This is a genomic window from Flavobacterium sp. GQ95 (assembly GCF_059758655.1).
Window position 1 is genome coordinate 133,454 of sequence record NZ_JCAXEB010000012.1, and the last position, 20,992, is coordinate 154,445.

22 protein-coding genes are annotated in these 20,992 nt (G+C 32.9%); 15 read left to right on the top strand and 7 right to left on the bottom strand.

What is annotated here, in order from left to right:
- The first annotated feature begins 29 nt into the window (after positions 1-29).
- From AC6CH4_RS20855 to AC6CH4_RS20885, 7 genes are all read left to right on the top strand, one after another.
- Entirely contained in the window at positions 30-2,006 is a 1,977-nt protein-coding gene (locus AC6CH4_RS20855; protein ID WP_498106392.1) for an alpha-ketoacid dehydrogenase subunit alpha/beta, read from the top strand.
- Between the two features lie 95 nt (positions 2,007-2,101).
- The gene (locus AC6CH4_RS20860; RefSeq protein WP_498106394.1) at positions 2,102-3,145 is read left to right on the top strand and encodes an SDR family oxidoreductase; all 1,044 of its coding nucleotides are present in this window, start codon (positions 2,102-2,104) and stop codon (positions 3,143-3,145) included.
- A gap of 13 nt (positions 3,146-3,158) precedes the next feature.
- Positions 3,159-3,806 carry an NAD-dependent epimerase/dehydratase family protein gene (locus AC6CH4_RS20865; protein ID WP_498106396.1) on the top strand — a complete coding sequence of 216 codons (648 nt, stop codon included), beginning with the start codon at positions 3,159-3,161 and terminating at the stop codon, positions 3,804-3,806.
- Positions 3,807-3,810: 4 nt separating this feature from the next.
- Positions 3,811-4,941: an MBL fold metallo-hydrolase gene (locus AC6CH4_RS20870; RefSeq protein ID WP_498106398.1), complete on the top strand. Its 1,131-nt coding sequence runs from the start codon at positions 3,811-3,813 to the stop codon at positions 4,939-4,941.
- A 17-nt stretch (positions 4,942-4,958) separates the two neighbouring features.
- Positions 4,959-5,378 carry a hypothetical protein gene (locus AC6CH4_RS20875; protein ID WP_498106400.1) on the top strand — a complete coding sequence of 140 codons (420 nt, stop codon included), beginning with the start codon at positions 4,959-4,961 and terminating at the stop codon, positions 5,376-5,378.
- A gap of 29 nt (positions 5,379-5,407) precedes the next feature.
- Positions 5,408-5,749 carry a helix-turn-helix domain-containing protein gene (locus AC6CH4_RS20880; protein ID WP_498106402.1) on the top strand — a complete coding sequence of 114 codons (342 nt, stop codon included), beginning with the start codon at positions 5,408-5,410 and terminating at the stop codon, positions 5,747-5,749.
- A gap of 138 nt (positions 5,750-5,887) precedes the next feature.
- Positions 5,888-7,630: a DUF885 domain-containing protein gene (locus AC6CH4_RS20885; protein ID WP_498106404.1), complete on the top strand. Its 1,743-nt coding sequence runs from the start codon at positions 5,888-5,890 to the stop codon at positions 7,628-7,630.
- A 67-nt stretch (positions 7,631-7,697) separates the two neighbouring features.
- Here the strand turns inward: AC6CH4_RS20885 and AC6CH4_RS20890 are convergent, their stop codons facing one another.
- The 4 genes from AC6CH4_RS20890 to AC6CH4_RS20905 all read right to left on the bottom strand — a co-directional run bounded on the left by AC6CH4_RS20890 (position 7,698) and on the right by AC6CH4_RS20905 (position 10,350).
- Positions 7,698-8,669 carry a quinone oxidoreductase family protein gene (locus AC6CH4_RS20890; protein ID WP_498106406.1) on the bottom strand — a complete coding sequence of 324 codons (972 nt, stop codon included), beginning with the start codon at positions 8,667-8,669 and terminating at the stop codon, positions 7,698-7,700.
- Between the two features lie 78 nt (positions 8,670-8,747).
- Positions 8,748-9,323, bottom strand: coding sequence for a Crp/Fnr family transcriptional regulator (locus tag AC6CH4_RS20895; protein WP_498106408.1), 576 nt, complete (start codon positions 9,321-9,323; stop codon positions 8,748-8,750).
- Positions 9,316-9,909 carry an RDD family protein gene (locus AC6CH4_RS20900; RefSeq protein WP_498106410.1) on the bottom strand — a complete coding sequence of 198 codons (594 nt, stop codon included), beginning with the start codon at positions 9,907-9,909 and terminating at the stop codon, positions 9,316-9,318. The genes AC6CH4_RS20895 and AC6CH4_RS20900 overlap by 8 nt, the downstream gene beginning before the upstream one ends.
- 33 nt (positions 9,910-9,942) lie before the next feature.
- A complete protein-coding gene (locus AC6CH4_RS20905) occupies positions 9,943-10,350 on the bottom strand; it encodes a hypothetical protein (RefSeq protein ID WP_026985104.1) in 408 nt (135 codons plus the stop codon).
- Positions 10,351-10,418: 68 nt separating this feature from the next.
- Here AC6CH4_RS20905 and AC6CH4_RS20910 point away from each other — a divergent pair, with 68 nt between their 5' ends.
- Together AC6CH4_RS20910 and AC6CH4_RS20915 are read left to right on the top strand one after the other, a co-directional pair.
- The gene (locus AC6CH4_RS20910) at positions 10,419-10,802 is read left to right on the top strand and encodes an acyl-CoA thioesterase (RefSeq protein WP_498106412.1); all 384 of its coding nucleotides are present in this window, start codon (positions 10,419-10,421) and stop codon (positions 10,800-10,802) included.
- 61 nt (positions 10,803-10,863) lie between these two features.
- A complete protein-coding gene (locus AC6CH4_RS20915; protein WP_498106414.1) occupies positions 10,864-11,292 on the top strand; it encodes a hypothetical protein in 429 nt (142 codons plus the stop codon).
- A gap of 181 nt (positions 11,293-11,473) precedes the next feature.
- On the opposite strand, the gene AC6CH4_RS20920 is transcribed toward AC6CH4_RS20915, so the two are convergent.
- Together AC6CH4_RS20920 and AC6CH4_RS20925 are read right to left on the bottom strand one after the other, a co-directional pair.
- On the bottom strand, positions 11,474-12,730 hold the full coding sequence (locus AC6CH4_RS20920; RefSeq protein ID WP_498106416.1) for a mechanosensitive ion channel family protein: 1,257 nt from the start codon (positions 12,728-12,730) through the stop codon (positions 11,474-11,476).
- Positions 12,723-13,010: a DUF3817 domain-containing protein gene (locus AC6CH4_RS20925; RefSeq protein ID WP_498106418.1), complete on the bottom strand. Its 288-nt coding sequence runs from the start codon at positions 13,008-13,010 to the stop codon at positions 12,723-12,725. Before AC6CH4_RS20925 ends, AC6CH4_RS20920 begins: the two co-directional genes overlap by 8 nt.
- 102 nt (positions 13,011-13,112) lie before the next feature.
- Between AC6CH4_RS20925 and AC6CH4_RS20930 the strand changes: the two genes are divergently transcribed.
- From AC6CH4_RS20930 to AC6CH4_RS20950, 5 genes are all read left to right on the top strand, one after another.
- Positions 13,113-13,646, top strand: a complete 534-nt coding sequence (locus AC6CH4_RS20930; protein ID WP_498106420.1) for a DUF6155 family protein — start codon at positions 13,113-13,115, stop codon at positions 13,644-13,646.
- 108 nt (positions 13,647-13,754) lie between these two features.
- Entirely contained in the window at positions 13,755-15,293 is a 1,539-nt protein-coding gene (locus AC6CH4_RS20935; RefSeq protein ID WP_192184503.1) for a DEAD/DEAH box helicase, read from the top strand.
- Between the two features lie 242 nt (positions 15,294-15,535).
- Entirely contained in the window at positions 15,536-16,870 is a 1,335-nt protein-coding gene (locus AC6CH4_RS20940) for a DEAD/DEAH box helicase (protein WP_498106422.1), read from the top strand.
- An 83-nt stretch (positions 16,871-16,953) separates the two neighbouring features.
- Positions 16,954-17,481: a GNAT family N-acetyltransferase gene (locus tag AC6CH4_RS20945; RefSeq protein ID WP_498106424.1), complete on the top strand. Its 528-nt coding sequence runs from the start codon at positions 16,954-16,956 to the stop codon at positions 17,479-17,481.
- 125 nt (positions 17,482-17,606) lie between these two features.
- Complete coding sequence (locus tag AC6CH4_RS20950; RefSeq protein ID WP_498106426.1) at positions 17,607-18,875, top strand: NAD(P)/FAD-dependent oxidoreductase; 1,269 nt, start codon at positions 17,607-17,609, stop codon at positions 18,873-18,875.
- 122 nt (positions 18,876-18,997) lie between these two features.
- Here the strand turns inward: AC6CH4_RS20950 and AC6CH4_RS20955 are convergent, their stop codons facing one another.
- A complete protein-coding gene (locus tag AC6CH4_RS20955; RefSeq protein ID WP_498106428.1) occupies positions 18,998-20,227 on the bottom strand; it encodes a multidrug effflux MFS transporter in 1,230 nt (409 codons plus the stop codon).
- A gap of 150 nt (positions 20,228-20,377) precedes the next feature.
- On the opposite strand from AC6CH4_RS20955, the gene AC6CH4_RS20960 reads away from it, so the two are divergent.
- Complete coding sequence (locus tag AC6CH4_RS20960; protein WP_192184509.1) at positions 20,378-20,794, top strand: hypothetical protein; 417 nt, start codon at positions 20,378-20,380, stop codon at positions 20,792-20,794.
- Positions 20,795-20,992: the final 198 nt, after the last annotated feature.

The following is a 20,992-nucleotide window of genomic DNA, read 5'->3' on the forward strand; positions in this document are numbered from 1 at the left end:
TTGAAACAATAAAAAAACCAAACAACCCTATGATCTTTTACAGACAAAACCTAACTGATGCCAAATTACTGGAATTATATAAAAGAATCCTGAAACCTCGCTTGATCGAAGAAAAGATGTTAATCCTGATTCGCCAGGGAAAAGTATCCAAATGGTTTTCCGGAATAGGGCAGGAAGCTATTGCAGTAGGGGTTACATCTGTTTTGGATGAATCAGAATATGTATTGCCAATGCACAGAAATCTTGGTGTTTTTACCACGCGTGATATCCCATTACATAGACTATTCTCTCAATGGCAGGGCAAAGCAAATGGGTTTACTAAAGGAAGAGACCGCAGTTTTCACTTTGGAACGCAGGAATATAAAATTATCGGAATGATTTCGCATTTGGGTCCGCAATTAGGAATTGCTGACGGAATTGCATTAGCCGATAAACTTCAGAATAATAAAAAAATAACAGCCGTTTTTACTGGTGAAGGTGCTACCAGCGAAGGAGATTTTCACGAAGCATTGAATATTGCTGCAGTTTGGAAATTGCCCGTAATGTTTATTATTGAAAATAATGGTTATGGCCTTTCAACACCTACAAACGAACAATATTTATGTACGAACCTGGCTGACAAAGGAATTGGTTACGGCATTGAGAGTTATATTATTGACGGAAATAATATTCTGGAAGTTTACAACAAGCTTTCTGAGTTAAAAGAACAAATGCAAAATGATCCGCATCCGGTTTTATTAGAATTTAAAACTTTTAGAATGCGTGGGCATGAAGAGGCGAGTGGTACAAAATATGTTCCGCAGGAATTGATGGACGAATGGGCTGAAAAAGATCCGGTGACAAATTATCGAAAATTTCTAACGGAAACTGGAGTCTTAACAGCTGAATTTGATGAACAATTACATGCTGAAATTAAACAGGAAATCGATGAAAATTTAGCCATTGCAAATGCCGAGGCTGAAATCATACCAACTTACAGCGGAGAATTAGATGATGTTTACAAACCCTTTATTTATGAAGAAGTTACTCATTCTGAAGAAACTAAGAATATTCGATTTATAGATGCGATCAGAAACAGTTTGGAGCAATCGATGCAAAATCATAGAAACCTGATTATTATGGGTCAGGATATTGCAGAATATGGTGGTGCATTTAAAATAACAGATGGATTTGTTGAGTTTTTTGGAAAAGACAGGGTTCGCAATACACCAATTTGTGAAAGTGCTGTGGTTTCAACAGGAATGGGATTATCAATTAACGGATACAAAGCGATTGTAGAAATGCAATTTGCTGATTTTGTTTCAACAGGATTTAATCCGATTGTGAATTTATTAGCAAAATCACATTACCGTTGGGGCGAAAATGCAGATGTCGTGGTTCGTATGCCTTGCGGTGGCGGTACACAGGCTGGCCCTTTTCACTCGCAAACAAACGAAGCCTGGTTTACCAAAACGCCTGGTTTAAAAGTGGTGTACCCGGCTTTTCCTTATGATGCAAAAGGGTTATTAAATACTTCAATTAATGATCCGAATCCGGTTTTGTTTTTTGAGCATAAACAATTGTACCGAAGCGTTTATCAGGATGTTCCAACAGATTATTACACGATTCCGCTTGGAAAAGCAGCTCTTTTAAAAGAAGGAAATACGGTTACGATTATTGCTTTTGGAGCTCCTGTTCATTGGGCATTAGAAACTTTAGCTAAAAACCCGGAAATTGATGCAGATTTAATTGATTTAAGAACGCTTCAGCCTTTAGATACCGAAACTATTTTTGCATCAGTTAAGAAAACTGGGAAAGTAATTATTTATCAGGAAGACACTATGTTTGGCGGAATTGCCAGTGATATTTCGGCTTTAATTATGGAAGAATGTTTTGAATATCTGGATGCTCCGGTAAAAAGAGTGGCCAGTTTAGATTCGCCAATTCCTTTTACAAAAGCATTAGAAGATCAATTTTTACCGAAAAATCGTTTTGAAGAGGTTTTAAAAGAATTATTAGAATACTAACTTAATCTGAACTTTATAACAAAGCAACTTTGGACTTTACAACAAAGTTGCTTTTTGTTTTTATACTGAAATTTGTGCCATAAAAATTTATGGATATGAATTCAAATAATTTAAAAATAGTTTTAGTTACAGGAGGTTCCGGTTTTGTTGGTATACATTGCGTTTTGCAATTACTTAAGCAAGGATATATTGTAAAAACAACGCTTCGGTCCATGAACAGACAGGACGAAGTAAAAAATATGCTTAAAGGTGGCGGTATAACTTCTTTCGAAAATTTATCTTTTATCGAAACAAATCTTTCCAAAGATGATAATTGGGATGAGGCTGTAAAAGATTGCACTTATGTTTTGCATGTTGCAACTCCAATTTCATTGGCCGTTCCTAAAGACGAAAACGAAGTAATTTTACCAGCAGTTGAAGGAACTATTCGTGTTTTGAAAGCAGCAAAAAAAGCCAATGTAAAAAGAGTAGTCCTCACTTCATCTTTTGCGGCGGTAGGGTATAGCCATAACGATCCTACAACATTAATTACCGAAGAATGCTGGACTGATCCAAACGACAAAACACTTTCAGCATACTTAAAATCAAAGACTTTAGCAGAAAAAGCAGCCTGGGATTTTATTGCCGATGAAGGAAACGGACTGGAACTTTCAGTAATAAACCCAATGGGGATTTTCGGACCTTCTTTAGGCCCGGATATCTCAAGCGGTTTTGAAGTTTTAAAACAAATGCTGGATGGTTCCATGAAATTTATCCCAAAAGTTTCATTCGGAATTGTAGATGTCCGTGATGTTGCCGATTTACATTTACGCGCTATGACAAATCCTGCAGCAAATGGTCAACGATTTTTGGCCTTTTCCGGAGATATAATTTCGTTGCCGGAAATTGCTTATCTTTTAAAAAATAAATTAGGAAACCAGGCAAACAAAGTCTCTACAAGGATTTTACCTAATTGGGGTGTAAGAATTATTGCTTTGTTTAATGATAAAACCAAAAATATTCTGCCTCAATTAAACAAAGTAAAAAATGCAAGTAATCAAAAAGCAAAAACAATTCTAGACTGGAAACCAAGAACTAGTGAGGAAGCATTATTGGCCTCTGCGGAAAGTCTGTTTGAATTTGGAGGAGTTAAAATCTAATATTAAGTAAGCTATGAAAGTAATTATTACAGGTGCCACAGGAATGGTAGGCGAGGGCGTTTTGTTAGAATGCCTGGAAAACAAAGCCGTAAAAAATGTTTTGATGATCAACAGAAAACCTTCACCCATAAAACATCCAAAACTAACAGAGTTAATAGTACCCAACTTTATGAATTTAGACGTATTTGATAATGTGCTTACAGGTTATGATGCTTGTTTTTATTGTGCCGGAATTAGTTCTGTAGGCATGGACGAGGCAAAATACACCCAAATAACATATGATACAACATTAAATTTTGCCAGCAAATTAGCCACTTTAAATCCTGAAATGGTTTTTACATACGTATCAGGAAGTCACACCGATAGCTCCGAAAAGGGAAAAATTATGTGGGCGAGAGTAAAAGGAAAAACTGAAAATGATTTAATGAAACTACCATTTAAAAGAGTTTATAATTATAGACCCGGATTTATGAAACCTTTTAAGGAACAAAAAAATGTAAAGCCTTTTTTTAAGCCTATTATTTTCTTGTTTCCAATTTTATTTCCTAAAAAATCTTTGACCTTAAAACAAGTTGGCCAGGCAATGATTAATAATGTTTTGCATAGATATTCAAAGCAAATTCTTGAAATTGAAGATATAAAAATTGTTGCCAAAAACTAATTTGATGAAAAAAGCTTTAAGAATATTAAAAAAAATTATGATCACACTTTTCCTAATAACAATTATACTTGCAATAGCTACTTACCTGTATTTGCAACAACCTCAGTTTGGTAAGGCTCCAATTGGCGAAAGACTTACTACAATTGAAAAATCATCTCATTATAAAAATGAAAGATTCAACAATTTAGTAGAAAGGCCAACAATATCAGAAGGTTATTCTATTTTGGGAGAAATTTATAAAACTGTTTTTAAAGAATACCCCAAAAGAGAACCGAAAGATTCATTACCCTCGATAAAAACCGATTTAAAACATATCCCTCTCGATTCTGATGCATTAATTTGGTTTGGACATTCTTCTGTTTTTATTCAACTTGACGGAAAAAGAATTCTGGTAGATCCCGTCTTTAGCGGTAAAGCATCTCCTTTGCCCTGGGGAGTTCGTGCTTATAAAGGAAGTGACATTTATACTGCAGCAGACCTGCCAATAGTAGATTATTTATTCATTTCGCATGACCATTATGACCATTTAGATTACGAAACCATTATTGCATTGAAGGATAAAGTTAAACATGTAGTTTGTGGACTGGGAGTAGGAGCACATTTTGAGTATTGGGGATATAAACCGGAACAAATTATTGAAAAGGACTGGAATGAAAAAATAGAACTGGAAAAGAACTTTACTATTTTTACAGAAACATCCCATCATGATTCCGGTCGTGGATTTACGCGAGGTAAAACATTATGGATGTCTTATTTAATAAAAACTCCCAATTTTAAAATTTATGTTAGTGGAGACGGTGGTTACGATAATAGATTTAAAGAAATTGGGAAGAAATTTGGTCCAATTGATTGGGCAGTAATGGAATGTGGGCAATATGATAAAGCCTGGCAATCTGTACATAATTTGCCTGAAGAAGTGATGCAGGCCACGTTAGATTTAGGTGCAAAAAATATGATTCCGGTGCATCATTCAAAATTTACTTTAGGCAAACATTCCTGGGATGATCCATTGAAAAAAATTACAATGCTTTCTAAAAACAAACCGTATCGATTAGTAACTCCAATGATTGGTGAACAAGTATATCTGGATAGTAAAACCCAACAATTTAAAAATTGGTGGGAAGGAATTAACTAATTTCATTTTAAAGAACAATGAAAATAACAGAAATTAAATCATGTTATATTGGTCCGGAAATTTCGCCGGAGCAATTCATTGCGGAGCATTTCTTTTTATACCTCGCAAAAGGAACGATAAATGGCTATGACGGAAATAAAAATTATAGCTTGAGGTCTGGAGAATATTGTTTGGTACGCAAAAATTATTTAGCGCGATATAATAAACAACGAGAAAATGATGAATTCGAGAAAGTTGTGATCATTTTTGATGAGTTATTTCTCAAAAAAATAAAAGATAAATATCAAAAATCTAGTTCTCAATCTGTTTATAATGAAGCTTTTGTTACTATTGAACAAAATGAACTGATTCCTAATTTCATTAGGTCGTTATCTCCATATTACAATACATCTGGCAAAATTGATGAAACATTTCAAATATTAAACGAGAAGAATTAATAACGATTCTGCTAAAAATAAAACCTGAATTGGCGAATATTTTTTTTGATTTCGCTGCTCCTGAAAAAATCAATCTGGAGAAATTTATGCTTCAAAATTATAAATTTAATGTGAGTCTTGAACGATTCGCTTATTTAACAGGCAGGAGTTTATCATCCTTTAAAAGAGATTTTGTAAAAATATTCAATGCAACTCCAAGTCAGTGGTTGATAAAGAAAAGGTTGGAAGAAGCTTATTTTTTAATCGAGAAAAAAGATAAAAAACCTTCGGATATTTACCTTGATTTAGGTTTTGAAAATCTATCCCATTTTTCATTTGCTTTCAAAAAATTATTTGGATATGCTCCCAAAGAATTGATAAACAGAAAATAGGATTCAGAAATTCATCAATTTATTAAAACCATAATTTTGAATGAAATTGACGGCATATATTGAAATATTAATTACAAAGAACAAATTGCTTTGCTGAATGAACATTTTTTCTATCTTTAAAACATCAAAACTTAACTTATGAAAAAACTGTTTATTTCAATTTTTGCCATTTCATTATTTTTTTCCTGTAATAAAAGCACTAAAACCACTACAGACAAAGCTTTAGATCAAAAATTTGATAAGTACAAAGACGGATTTGTTACCGATTTATGGAAAATTAATCCGGGTTGGGCTTCAGGTGTTGGTTATCATAAATTAGATAGCGTTCTGGTGGTTCCGGATGCACAGGAAACGAAAGCACAACTTGATTTTGCCAATGCCCAATTAGATTCATTAAAACAATATGATATTGAAAGTTTGTCTGACAATAACAAGACCGATTTTCAAATGATAAAAAATCAGTTAGAAGCGACAATTTTCAGTATTAAAGAATTAAAAGCGTCAGAATGGAATCCTGCAGAATATAATGTTTGTGGCGCTTTCGCAGAAATTTTAAATGGAAAATACGATTCTTTGGAAGTTCGCTTACGTGCTTTTAATATCAAAATGAATAACATTCCGGCTTATTACGAAGCTGCCAAAAAGAATATCAAAAATCCAACAATTGAACATACTGATCTTGCAATTTCACAAAATATTGGTGGTTCTTCTGTTTTTGAAGATGATTTAAACGCTGCTTTAACACAAAGCAAATTGAGTGCTGCTGAGAAAAAAGAAATGCAGGACAAAGCAAAAGTTTCAATAAAAGCCATTAAAGATTATGCTGACTGGCTTCAAAAATTACCAAATAAAACGCCACGTTCGTTTAGATTAGGAGCTGATTTATATGCAAAAAAATTCAATTTCGACATTCAGTCAAGTTATACAGCCAATGAAATTTATAAAATTGCGGTTGATCACAAAAATGATTTACATGACAAAATGTTTGTAATCGCAGATAAACTTTGGTCAAAATACAAAGGAAATACGCCAAAACCAGCCGATAAATTAGACTTAATCAAACAAGTTATTGACAAAATCTCATTGCAACACACTACTCCGGAGAAATTTCAATCGGAAATTGAAAAACAAATTCCAGAGTTGACAGCTTACGTTAAAGCCAAAGATTTACTATATATCGATCCGTCAAAACCTTTAGTGGTGCGCAAAGAACCAGCTTATATGGCGGGTGTTGCAGGTGCTTCCATTTCTGCTCCGGGACCTTATGATAAAAATGCAGATACTTATTATAATGTGGGAAGTATGTCAGGCTGGACGGTTGAAAATGCCGAAAGTTATTTACGCGAATACAACGACTATATTCTTCAAATTTTAAACATTCACGAAGCGGTTCCAGGGCATTACACACAATTGGTTTACAGTAATCAGTCGCCAAGTATTATAAAATCTATTTTAGGAAATGGTGCCATGGTAGAAGGCTGGGCTGTTTATGCTGAAAAAATGATGTTAGAGAGCGGTTATAAAAACTCTGATGAAATGTGGTTGATGTATTATAAATGGAATTTAAGAGCAACTTGTAATACTATTTTAGACTTTAGCGTTCATACCAAAGATATGTCTAAGGAACAAGCCATGATATTACTTACCAGAGAAGCTTTTCAGCAACAAGCAGAGGCAGAAGGGAAGTGGAAGCGCGTTACCCTATCTCAGGTACAATTGTGTTCGTATTTTACAGGATATACCGAGATTTATAATCTACGAGAAGAACTTAAGAAAAAAGAAGGTGATAAATTTAATTTGAAACAATTTCACGAAAAATTCCTAAGTTTTGGAAGTGCTCCCGTAAAATACATTAAAGAATTAATGTTATCTAAAGAGTAATATTTTCCAAGATATTTAAATTGAAAAGGTTTGATGAGATTAGTATCTCATCAAACCTTTTCTTTTGTTAGATCATTACAACTAAACGTTTACCATCTGAAACATCAGCATTCCACATTTGTTCAATATCAATTAGTTTAACTTCTTTGATATTTACTTTAATTTTATTTTGAGCGGCCAGAAGAAACATTTCCGGAAGTATTTCCGATAACAACAATTTTAGTTCCTCTTTTGTCCAGCTGCCTAGACCTGACCCTGATAATTGAAGATCAACGCTTCTTAAAATCCCCGCTGATAATTGAATAGCATCTCCAGCCATACTTCCGATATTAACATAACGTACTTTATGGGTGAAGGAGCCATTTCCTTTTAAAGCTGAGAGAATTAATTCTGCTGTATTTCCCCATAAATAATCTAAAACGATATCTATTGGTGTATTTAAATGAATTTCCTTAAGCTTTTTGATAATAGTTTCATCATCTTGTTTTAGTGAAATAATTTCGTCAGCACCCAGATCTAATAATTTTTGGAATGTTTTTTCATTTCTTGCGGTAACAATTATTCTCTTTGCTCCATAATATTTGGCAATTTGAATAGCCATTTGACCTGTAAAACCAGCACCGCCGTTTATCAAAACAGTTTCTCCGTGTTTTATTTCTGCTCTGAATTTAAGTGCCATTGCAGAGCCTGCAACCGCATTTGGCATCGCAGCTGCTATTGTATCACTAATTCCTTCCGGTAATGGCACTAAAATATTTTTATCTATAATTGTTTTCTCTGCCATTGTACCTGTAACTCCGCGAGCGTAAACTCTTGTTCCGTTTTCCAATAAACCTATAGCATCACTACCAACAACAAATCCATTTTCATTTTGATTTTCTGATGAATAATGTTTACCGCTGGCTTTTCCTTTGTCTAAATTAGTAATGGCTACGGCTTTAACCAATAGTAAAATTTGATTTTCATTTTGTGGAATTGGTTCTGCAAATTCTGCATATTTTGGCGACTCGCCTTTTTTAAAAACTACTGCTGCTTTCATAATTATTTAATTTTATGATGCAAAGTTAGAGTGTCATTTTTCTGCCGACGATAACATTTGTTATCAAATGAAACGTAGTTATTTTTTGTGGTGCAGTTGACTTTTGATTCGGCTTAAATGAACGGTACTGACTCCAAGATAGGAAGAAATATAATGTTGTGGTACACGCTGCAGCACCTGAGGCCTTTCTTCAATTAAATTAAGATAACGCTGAGTAGGAGAGTCTTTTATAAACGAGACAAAATGTTTCATGTAATCAAAAGTTCGCTCAAAAAGCATGTTAATAAAACGATCTCTTAATTCTGGAATTTCTTTAATTTCTTCCAAAATTTTATCCAAATCGTTTTTTTGTATCCACCATAAAACAGATGGTTCAATGGTTTCAATAACAACCGGACTCGGCATTTTTTTTATGAAACTTTCAATAGATGCAACGCTTTGATTTTCAAAGAAAAACTGAGTTGTTAAATCTTTTCCGTTATTATTAAACCAAACTCTGATACACCCTTTTTCAATTATAAAAAGCCTTTTTGAGATTTCTCCTTCTTCTAAAAGTATCGTTTTGGCAGAAACTTCAAGACGCTTGAAATGGTTTGTGTATTCGATCCATTTTGAATCGTCGAGGGAAAATTTATTTCGGAATTGATCAAACATTATCTTTTATTACTTTAGTTCTTGAAATTGCATCATGAAAGCCATTTCGAGAATAGAGAAATGAAAATCTATCAAAAGGAATAAGTCTGCAAAATGTTCTGCTAATAATATCTATAAGTTCTGGTTTGTTTCCTTCTAAAGTTACAACCTTAGTTTTAGTTACAATTTTTCCCAAAGTTTTTTGAAGTCCATATTCAAGCGGAATATAATACAGTGCAACAAAAAACACTAGGGAACCAATTCTGTAAATAGCTCGTTCAGTTTGATTTATTAATGGTAAAAATGCTTCGATGACAGGAACAATTATAAAGTAAAGAATAAATATTACCATAAAATCAATTAAAAAATTTACAAATCGAATTCGTGATCTAACTGTATTGTTTTCAATCTTTTTGATCACCTGATTTTCGATTTCAACTTTTGCAGTAATTTTTTCAAATTGAGATGCATCAATTTTTCTCAAATCGATTTCCTTTTCGGCCGCTTCAATTGCCAATTCTTGATATTTAGCACGATTTACTGTAACAATTTTAATTAATTCTTCGTCTGTTTTGTTAGACATTACTTTAATAAAGTTGTTCTCCATACTTGACATTGGTATTATTTAAATAATATAAAACTAATTCGAATTCGATTCCAATTCAAACAACTGCACCTGACTTTTCAAGCGATCAATCAATAAGTTCATCATTCTTTTGTTCAGACTTGAAGAATTTTGAATGTAAGTTTCATATTCTTCAATGGTAAAAAGTGCCATGACAATTCCTTTTAAAGAATTTCTGAACTTAATATCTTTTTGAATCGAATTTTCTATGACCTGAAGTTTCTTTTCGACCGTGTACGAATAGAAATCGGCTTTGTTTTTATTTACGTAGTTGATAAAGACCGCAATAAACAAATCATTTTGCAGTTTTAAAATAGGTCTAATCGTCTGATTTTGAAATAACTCATCTGCCGAAGATTGAGCACTCACAGTTCCTAAAGTTTCGCCTCTGAATTCTCTTAAAAAAGTGTCTCTATCTGCCATGTTTTTTCTTTAAATTTAGAAAAAATTCCAATACAAAAAATCTATTTTTATTCATATAAATTAAAATTATGCGATTTCATACCAGAAAGTGGGTTAAGCCCGAAGATTTAAATCCAAACGGAACTTTATTTGGCGGAAAATTATTAGCGTGGATTGATGAAGAATTAGCTTTGTACTCCATTGTTCAGCTTCAAAATCCAAGAGTAGTTACCAAATACATGTCCGAAATCAATTTTAAAAGCTCTGCCCGCCAGGGTGATATCGTAGAAATTGGAATTGATGTCGTTAAATTCGGAAATACATCACTGGTTTTAAAATGCGCCGTAAGGAATATGATGACACGTGAAATAATCATCACAATTGACCACACAACAATGGTTAATTTAGATGAAGACGGGAAACCAAAAGCCCACGGAAAAACACAAATCGAATTCGTAAAAGATCGTTTATAATTTTTTTCCACTATATAAGTGATATAAGTTCATTTAATTAAGTTTTAAAAACGCACGCAGGATGCTTAAAAAATTTATAACTATTTTTATTCTATTTACCTTTTTGATGTCTTGTAATTCTAAAGAAGAAAAGGATAAATACAATCATGTTTTTTATCGTGCCGTGAATGGCAAGGATACCGCGATTTTAGACATTAAAATAAATGACAAAAGATTTTACGGACGTTATGAAATACTATATCATAAATTTGGGAAGGATTCAGGCGATGTAAGAGGGGATATGCGAGGTGACACGCTAAGAGGTGATTTCCATTTTATCTCTAACGGAGGAAGCTGGAAAAGGATTCCGATAGCTTTACTAAAAAAAGATAACAAACTGATTCTGGGAAAAGGTGTAATCGGAACTTATTTTAATCTTCCGCTTTATCTTCCCGAAATTCCTATAGAATACAATAACTCAGAATTTATTTTTGAAAAGATTGAAAAATAGTTTTAGGTTTTCTTTGTTTCAGGTTTCAAGTTATAACGATGTATTTAACCGCAAAGTTCGCAAAGGTTTTTTCGCAAGGTTCGCAAAGTCAAACTTTGCGTTCATAGCGTAAATCTTTGCGAACTTTGCGGTTAAATTATACTCAAAGGCAAACAACCTGAAACTTGAAACAAAATAAACTTTAATCTAATCGACCTATTTTTGAAGGCAACTCAAATATTTCAAGATCAAAATATTCAACAGAGGCCATTATATGATCAAAAATATCGGCCATGATATATTCATAATTTGCCCAGCGTTTATCACTCGAAAAAGCATAAATCTCTAACGGAACTCCATGCTCAGTAGATTGCAGCTGGCGGCACATAATATGCATATCTTTATTCAAACCGGGATGCGTCACTAAATACTGCATGATATATTTTCGGAACAAACCTAAATTAGTCATGTTTCGACCATTCAAAGACAAGGTTTTATCGACACCATGCATTGCATTATATTTTTCAATTTCAGCTTGTCTGGTAACGATATAAGACGAAATAAGTTGTACTTTTTTCATCTGATTCAAATCTTCATTAGTCAAAAAGCGAATGCTGCTGCTTTTGATTAAAACATGTCTTTTAATTCTTCTTCCTGTAGATTTTTGCATACCCCGCCAGTTCTGAAACGAATCTGAACTTAAAGAATACGTTGGAATCGTGGTAATTGTATTATCAAAATTTCGAACTTTCACGGTCGTTAAATTGATTTCGATTACATCTCCATCAGCGCCAAATTTATCCATCGTGATCCAGTCGCCAATACGAACCATGTCGTTAATCGCAACCTGAACGCTTGAAACAAATCCTAAAATTGTATCCCTGAAAATTAAGATAATAATCGCCGAAAGTGTCCCTAAAATAGTAAGTAATTCACCTTTCTTGATTCCGAATAAAGTCGAAATAATCATAGCAACCCCAAAAATCCAAAGCACAATCATAATAACCTGAACGAAACTATCGATTGGCTTGTCGCTGTATTCCGGCTTTTGTTTTAAATAATCACGTAAGGCATTAAAAATCGTTCTGATAATCCATAAACTGATCAAAACGATATAAATACCAACTATTTTCCCAAAAAGAGTTTCCCAATATTCATAACGGTCCAGGATAATTGGAACGGCCTTATAGATAAAGAAAAACGGAATTAAATACGCCGTATATTTTGTAGTTTTATTGTGAATCAAATAATCATCAAACTTTGTTTTAGTTTTTTGCGCAAAAATGGCGGTCAACGTTACTAAAACAAATTTTGCGACATAATAAATGGCATAAGCCAATGCCACCATGATGGCAATATTAAAGACGAGACTAATATAAGACGCAAAGTTGCGACTCATTCCCCAATCTCTAAAAAGCGGATATAAAAAGTTAAATATTTTATCCAAAGGCTTATGCATTACTTTCTAAATATTTTTTCTCGATGTAGAAAGTTCCAAACGGAATAAGAGAAGCAATCAAAATAATTCCGAAGGTTTTTAAATCCCAGTTTTGAGATTTTCTTAGTAAAAATGCCAAAATAATATACCCAATAAATAATATACCGTGTGTCATTCCTAATGGGCGTAATACAGTATGATAAAGTTCCGGATTGCTATTTTTAATGATAAGCATGTTTGCGAATAAAACTAAATAGGAGATTCCTTCTAAAATTGCAGTAACTTTGAAAATCTTGAGCATGTATCTATTTTTTGAATTTATACGAGCAAAATTAAGTATTATGGTTGGTTTTTGCGATATGAATCCGGAAACTATTTATTTTTGTATTCTTAAACTTTGATAATGAGTAAGCGCGATTTAAAAAAATATTTAGCCGAATTAAATAAGGAACAACTCGAAGAACAAATTATCGAATTATACGAGAAGTTTATTCCGGTAAAAACGTTTTATGATTTTGTTTTCAATCCAAAAGAAGACAAACTCTTACAGGAAAGTAAAACAAAAATTTCTCATGAATATTTTCCTGTCAAAAAACCAAATGCAAAATGGCGTCCAAAAGCAAAAATGCGTCGGTCTGTAGCACAGAAAATGATCAAGCATTTTATTTTGTTAGGTGTTGATCCTTTTATCATTGCTGATTTGATGTTGTACAATATCGAAATAGCGCAAACGTTTTCTTCGGGAAATTTAGTAAAGCAGGAATTGTTTTACAAAAGCATATTTAATTCTTTCGAGCAAGCTGTAAATTTTATAATTTCTAATGGAATTTTGTTTGACTTTAAACCCCGAATTTTAGAAATTCAACAGCAAACTGTTAAACAAAAATGGAAAAACAAGTATGATTTTGAGGCAGTTTTAGAAAAAATTGACCTTTAAATAACATTCTCATAAAAAATCTTATTTAAAAAAAACATTTATTTTAGGTTAAAATAAGATGAATAACTGTTTTTTAGGTGTATTTTTGCAAAAATCCAAAAATAAACAATGTCTCAAAACACTTTAGAAATAGAAAGAGAAGAGAAAAAAGAACTTTATGCATACCAAAAAGGCGACATTGACGCCATTTTTGAACGTTTAGATAATGCTCCTGCTCAACATCATCTATTGTACCAATTACCTACCGGTGGAGGAAAAACAGTTATTTTTTCTGAAATCGTTCGTCGTTATTTAGCTCATAATGACAAAAAAGTGGTTGTATTAACACACCGTATCGAACTTTGTAAGCAAACTTCAAAAATGCTTAAAGGGTTTGGTGTTAGCAACAAAATAATCAATAGTAAAGTAAAAGAATTGCCTGATCAAAACGATTATTCTTGTTTTGTGGCGATGGTTGAAACTTTAAAAAACCGTATCAATGATGAGAAGTTACATCTTGATAACATTGGTTTGGTAATTATTGATGAGGCGCATTACAATTCATTCAGAAAATTATTAAACTCATTCAAAAATGCTTTTATTCTTGGAGTAACAGCAACACCTTTGAGTTCGAATATAAAATTACCAATGCACCAGAGTTATGACGAACTTATTGTGGGTGACACTATTAGTTCATTGATTGACAAAGGATTTCTTGCACGCGCTACAACGTATAGCTATGATGTTGGTTTGACTTCATTAAAAGTAGGTATTAACGGAGATTACACCGTAAAATCTTCTGATGATTTGTATACCAATACTATTATGCAGGAAAAACTGTTACATGCGTATACAGAGCGTTCATTAGGTAAAAAAACGTTGATTTTCAACAACGGTATTCATACTTCACTATATGTATATGAAACGTTTAGAGAAGCAGGTTACGACATTAGACACCTTGATAACACTAGTAGTTCAGAAGAACGTAAAGATATTTTAGCGTGGTTTAAGAAAACTCCGGATGCGATTTTAACATCAGTAGGAATTTTAACTACTGGTTTTGATGAGCCAACTGTTGAGACCATTATCTTAAACAGAGCAACAAAATCGTTAACTTTATACTACCAGATGATTGGTCGTGGATCTCGTAAATTACCTGGTAAAGACGAGTTTACGGTTATCGATTTAGGTAACAATGCCGCGCGTTTTGGATTGTGGAGCGAACCGGTAAACTGGCAACATATTTTTAAATCACCTGAATTTTATTTAGAAAATCTGCGTGATGATACTGAAATCGAATTGTATTTCAAATACAGTATGCCTCCGGAATTGCGTGCAAAATTCAGTAAAACTGCCGATGTTACTTTTGATGTTGATGAAGAACACAAATTAATCATCAAACAAAATTTACGTTCTAAAGTAGTATTAGACAAATCATTAGAGCAGCATGCTGCAATGTGCGTAGACAATACTGAAACTTTACAAGAAGCAAAATCATTAGGAAAAGAACTTGATGACGATATCGAATGCCGAATCAAACGTTACGCAAAATGTTTGAGCCAATGCAGTAAAAACTACCGCGAATGGCTGGTTGACGATTATAAATTGAAAATGGTTTTATTAATCGGTAAAAAATACCGTGAAAAAATCATGAACGAACCGGATTGATTCGGAAAAAGGTTAAAAAAGTTTCAGGTTTCAGGTTTCAAGTTGTCTTACTTTGAACATAATTTAACCGCAAAGTTCGCAAAGGTTTTTCGCAAGGTTCGCAAAGACAACTTTGCGTTCATAGCGTAAATCTTAGCGAACTTTGCGGTTGAATAAACAATCCAATAACTTGAAACGTGACACGAGGCTTTAGCCGAATTGGCGAAGCAAACAAAAAAAACAATAAAAACAAAAATTAAAAGATGTCTAAACAATTCTCAGCATTAGGAGTTTCAGCACCAATTTTAAAAGCTTTAGGCGAATTAAACATTGTTGAACCAACAGAAATTCAACAAAAAACAATTCCGCTTTTATTGTCTGAAACGCACGATGTTGTTGGTTTAGCCAAAACAGGAACTGGTAAAACAGCCGCTTTCGGATTGCCATTATTACAGCTAATCAATACTGAAGTAGCAACAATTCAAGCCGTAATTTTAGTTCCGACAAGGGAACTTGGACAGCAAATATTTAGAAATTTAGAAGATTTTGGAAAACATATTCCAAACATATCTATAGCTTCAACTTGTGGTGGAATCCCAATAAAACCACAAATTGAACGTCTAACACAACCAACACAAATTGTTGTGGCGACACCGGGACGTTTAATTGATTTGATTCAGCGTAAAGCAATTGATTTAAAACAAACTCAATATTTAGTTTTAGACGAAGCCGATGAAATGGTTTCTATTCTAAAAGAAAGTTTAGACGAAATTGTAGCTGAACTTCCTAAAAAACACCGCACTTTATTGTTTTCAGCAACCTTGCCAGGAACAATCAAACAACTGATTCAGAATTACTTAAATAAAAATGTAGTTCAGGTGAGTGCCAACATGGAAACTGTTGGTAACCAAGGAATCGATCACGAATATATTGTAGTTGACCCAATTGAGAAATTAGATGTTTTAATGCATTTTCTAAATTCTAAAGAAGGCGAACGCGGAATTATTTTCTGTAAAACAAAAGCTTCAGTTAATAAATTAGCTAAAAATCTGGCCATAAACCGTTTTTCTTCAGGAGCACTTCATGGAAGTTTATCTCAGGGAATTCGCGACAGAATTATGGAGCAATTCCGTGAAGGCCATATTAATATTTTAGTGGCAACAGATTTGGCGGCAAGAGGAATTGACGTAAAAGAAATCTCTTATGTAGTTAATTATCATTTGCCGGACACTTACGAAACTTACGTTCACAGAAGCGGAAGAACGGCAAGGGCAGGAGCAAAGGGGCTTTCGTTAACCGTTTTACAAGAGGAAGAAGTAATTGAAATTCCGGAATTTGAAAAGGAATTAGGAATTAAATTTACTAAATTCCAAAAACCTTCTGTAATTAGTTTAGAAGAAAACAATACGCTTTTATGGGCCAAACAAATCTTCAAAACCAAACCAAACCACGATATTTCAGCGGACTTAAAAACAAAAGTAAAAACTGTTTTTCATCATCTTACTAAAGACGAACTAATAGAAAAACTGATGGCTAATTATGTTTTACAAAACAAAGTTGAAATAACAGAAAAGCCTGTTAAAAAATTCAAAAAGTAATATTTGGCACCATTGATTTAGCTGATTTATGTTGTATTTTTATAAACAAATGAAAATTTGAATTATAAAAATACAATGGTACAATGGCAGAAAATATCCAAATAAAAAAAATATCTCTAAACGAGATTGACCAATTACAAAAAATTGGGCGACAAACTTTTTATGAAACATTTTCAGAAGCAAATTCTGAAGAAAATATGAAAGATTACCTGGAAAAAGGTTTTTCACCTGAAAAACTTACTACCGAACTTACAGATAAAAACTCCGAATTCTACTTCGCCACTCTTAATAATGAAGTAATTGGTTATTTGAAAATTAATTTCGGAGAATCTCAAACCGAATTAAAAGACGATAAAACACTTGAAATCGAAAGAATATATGTTTCAAAAGAATTTCATGGAAAAAAGATAGGACAATTGCTTTATGACAAAGCTATCGAAATAGCAAAACAAAAAAATAGTGAATATGTGTGGCTGGGCGTTTGGGAAGAAAATCTTAGAGCATTAAGTTTTTACAGAAAAAATGGTTTTGTTGAATTTGACAAACATATTTTTAAGCTAGGAGATGATGAGCAAACCGATCTTATGATGAAACTAAAATTGGATAATTAATTACAAAAAAAATTAACATAAATCTCAAAATTGGTTTTTGTATGTGGAATTATAATGTTAAATTTATACAACTGCTATAAGCAGAAATAGTTTTATTCATAGAAGCCTACTTAATAACAACATATATGAACATAGTAATTATAGGAGGTGGTTTTGCAGGAATCAATCTCGCAAAAGAGCTTGTAGACCATCCACAGATACAAGTAACACTTGTAGACAAAAACAATTATAACTTTTTTCCACCACTTATATACCAGGTTGCTACAGCATTTTTAGAGCCTTCAAGTATCAGTTACCCTTTCAGAAAATTTTTTGCAGGAAAAAAAAACCTGCAATTTCGTTTAGGAGAATTATTATCTGTTGTTCCTGAAGAAAATAAAATCATCCTCAACAACGGCGAATTAACGTATGATCACTTGGTCTTTGCTACAGGAGCCGAAACAAGCTACTTTGGTATGGAAAACGTGATGAAAAACGCCATTCCAATGAAAACCTTAAATGATGCCATCGAAATGCGTAATGCATTGCTTAAAAACCTGGAAAAAGCTGCTATTTGTAAAGATATTAGAAAGCGTCGTAAATTATTAACGATTGTAGTTGCCGGAGGAGGGCCTACAGGAGTAGAAGTTTCCGGAATGTTTGCCGAAATGCGAAAAAATATTTTGCTGAAAGAATATCCGGAACTAGAAACTTCTGCAAGTAATGTTTACTTAGTAGATGGAGGTGATGCGTTACTTGCTCCAATGAGCGAAGCTTCTCAAAAAGATACTTTAGAGGCACTTACAAAATTGGGTGTTGTAGTTAAACTACACACTCGTGTTACAGATTATGTTGATGATACTGTGTTTTTTGAAAACGGTGAAACAATCAAAACCAAAAATTTAATTTGGGCAGCAGGAGTTTCTGCTAAACTTTTTGAAGGAATCCCAAAAGAAAGTTATGGTCGCGGAAGACGTATGGCAACTGATCAATATAGTAAGGTAAACGGGCTTCAGAATATTTATGCTATTGGCGATACTGCAATTTCAGCCGGAGATAAAAATTTCCCTGACGGACATCCTCAGGTGGCTCAGGTTGCTATTCAGCAAGGATTAAATTTGGCAAAAAATTTTAAAGCAATGGTTCAGAATAAACCTCTTAAACCATTTGTTTATAATGATAAAGGTTCAATGGCAATTATCGGAAAGAATCAAGCGGTTGTTGATCTACCAAACCCAAAATGGCATTTTAAAGGCTTTTTTGCATGGATAATCTGGTTGTTTATCCATTTAATTTCTTTGATAACATATAGAAACAGATTAAATACTTTTTGGAATTGGATGGTAGCTTATTTTGCAAGAGATCAATCTCTTAGAATGATTATAAGGCCAGATAAAAAACAACAAAGTGAATAATTCCAATTTTTAAAATTCTAAGCTGCATAAAAAAGCCAAAATCAAGATAGATTTTGGCTTTTTTCTATTTTATCACTTTATATTAGACGCCTTTATTAAGAATTGGAGTTTATTATTTCTTTCTAATGTCCGGTCAAAACATCATCTTCATTAGAAACTTCAATTTTTTCTTTGATAAATCGTTTTCCAATATTCAAAACTACAAATGCAATGATAGTCGTTGCTGTCATTATAATAACCATTGGTGCGACAGAATTTTTGACAAAAATTCCGACAGCAAAAGAGGCCAGTGCGCCCAAACCTAACTGAATCGCACCCATTAATGCTGAAGCACTTCCTGCATTTTTGGCAAATGGAGCCATTGTAAGTCCGGCAGTATTTGGGTTTGAGATTCCTAAACAGGCTAAAAACAAAAATAACATGGTAATTGTTTCATATAAACCTAAAAGATTGTTTAACACCAATATTAAAAAAATGATGCTAATGACAGATTGAGAAATTAAGGCTCCAAAAATCATTTGTTCACTTGAAAATTTTTTCAATAAAAGTGAATTTAACTGGCTTGAACCAATAAAACTTACAGACATGAAAGCAAAAACCCAACCGTATGTTTTGGCATCAACATGATAAATATCCATAAAAACTATAGGAGAGGCTGCTACATATGTAAATAACCCCGAAAATGCTATAGAACCAGTAAAAGCGTAAGTATAAAATTGTGGTTCTTTCAACACTTTTAGGAAATTAGAAATAATTGGCTTTGGCTTTAATGAAATAGTAGTATCCGGTTTATAACTATTTGGCAAACCAATTTGTGAGGCGATTAAAATAGCAATTCCCATACACATCAAAATAAAAAAAACGGTATGCCAACCATAATCTTCAGTTACATAACCACCAATTGTTGGTGCCAACATCGGCGAAAGCCCAAGAACAAGCATTAATAAGGAAAAAACTTTCGGAATATCTTTCACCGGAAATAAATCACGAACCATTGCCACAGAAGCTACTGTAGCAGCACAACTACCAATAGCCTGAATAAAACGTAAGCCTATAAAAGTATCTATATCAGTAACATAAACGCAGCCCAATGAAGCTAAAATATAAACCATCAAACCCATAAATAAAGGTTTTTTTCGCCCAAAACGGTCTAACAAAGGTCCATATAGTAATTGTCCGGCAGAGATTCCTATAAAATAACTTGACAAACTCATCGAAACTTTTGCCACAGTTGTGTGTAAATCTTTTGCAATACCAGAAAAACCAGGCAAATACATATCAATTGAAAAAGGACCAAGCGCTGTCAATGAGCCTAAAATAAGAATTAGCTGTACGTATTTCTTTGTTGTCATTATCTTAAAAGATTGCTTTTTATTTTCGGCAAAGGTAAATATTTAGTACCTTGTTAGGTAGAGAAACTCTCTATATCTTAAAAAGACTGGTTTTTCTACATATTCGGCTTTCAAAAGTGTTTTGAAAACGATTAATCTAAAATTAAAAATATGAAAAAGTACATTTTACTATTAGCCTTTATCACAACAACCATTTCATTTGCTCAAACAATTACATCTAAACAAGAAGATGCAAACGCAGCACAATATGCCTTGCTTCAAAAAGTAAACGAATTTTACCCGGACATTACATTGAGTAAAACAGTCACTAATTTTTATGCTGACGGAAAAATAATTGATTCACAGCAAGAATTTAAATTAAAGGGAACAAAATTCTCCAGTTATAAAATTGGAATTGAACCAGATAATAAAAAAGTATTGTTCGAATATGTTTCAGATGAAAACGGAAAAGTTTATGGAGATGTTTCTCTTTTTAAAGGAAGTGTTTTAAGAACAACATTTACTGAAAAAACCGGAGAAGTCGAAGTTTCTTTAAATGGTAAAGCTGTTTATCAAACAAAAATTTAATTCTGAAATGATATTTTAAACTTTCATTTTTGAAACAAAGAAAGCATCACATTTGTGATGCTTTTTTGATTTATATTTGAGTCACAAAATAAATGTCAAAAATTTTTCTCAAAATGAAAAAAATTATCTTATTGTTATTATTTATTTCTTTTTCAACATACGCACAAACAAATCTGTTTACAGGAACGTGGAGCAATG